Genomic DNA, 955 nt, shown 5'->3' with positions numbered 1-955 from the left:
ATCACGGCCGCCAGCAGCGAGCAAAGCGTGGGCATCGACGAGATCAACCGCGCCATCGGCCAGATGGATGCCGTGACACAGCAAAATGCAGCCTTGGTGGAGGAATCGGCGGCCGCCGCCGAATCGATGCAGCACCAGGCGCACAATCTGGCGCAAGTCGTCAGCGTGTTCAAGCTCAATGGCCAGCAAGCCATGGCCGGCGGTTTGCAGGGCGCCCGGCGCCCGGCGTCGCCGCCAGCCTTGCGCCTGGGCTAAGCACATATTCGAATCAGGGGCAAGCGCAGCAGTGCTTGCCCGCGGCAGTGGCTGCCGTGTTCGGCCTTTCCTTTGTACTCTTTTGTAGTCTGGTTCCGCTTTTTTAGGATATTCACATGAATTTGTTAAGAAACGTCAGTATTGGTGTGCGCCTCGGCCTGGGTTTTGCCGTGATTTTGCTGTTTTCCATGCTTATTACGGGCATCAGCGTGTGGCGCTTGCATGACGTGGCCACGGCCACGCGCAACATGATGGAGCAGCCGCTGGCCAAGGAACGTTATATTTCCGACTGGTACAGCAAGATCGACAGCGGCATCCGCCGCACCACGGCCATCGTGCGCAGCGCCGACACGTCGCTGGGAGCGTATTTCGCGGAAGAAGCGAAGCAGTCGTCCGTCGTCTCGGGCGAACTGCAAAAGAAAATCGAAGCCCTGATTTCTGGTCCGCAAGAAACGGAATTGTTCCGCCAGGTCAGCGAACAGCGCAAGGTGTATCTGGATGCGCGCGAGCAAGTGTCGAAACTGAAGGCGGGCGGCCAGGAAGCCGAGGCGGAAAAGGCTTTTCAGGCCGTCTTCGTGCCGGGCTCGGCGAAGTACCAGAAAGTCATCATGAACATGCTGGAACACCAGCGCGCCAGCATCGACGCCACGGCGCGCGATATCGATGAAGTGGCCAAGACCAGCCGCAACCTGCTGCTGGT

1 protein-coding gene and 1 pseudogene are annotated in these 955 nt (G+C 59.7%); both read left to right on the top strand.

What is annotated here, in order from left to right; translation table 11 throughout:
• Positions 1-255, top strand: a pseudogene (locus tag AC1RDJ_RS28380) (methyl-accepting chemotaxis protein); the annotation flags it as partial.
• Positions 256-371: 116 nt separating this feature from the next.
• Positions 372-955, top strand: a 584-nt coding sequence (locus tag AC1RDJ_RS28375; RefSeq protein ID WP_493029454.1) for an MCP four helix bundle domain-containing protein, incomplete at its 3' end; no start/stop codon positions are given.

It is taken from the genome of Janthinobacterium sp. GW822-FHT07H10, assembly GCF_058798675.1.
This window is presented reverse-complemented; position numbering and strand designations above follow the sequence as displayed.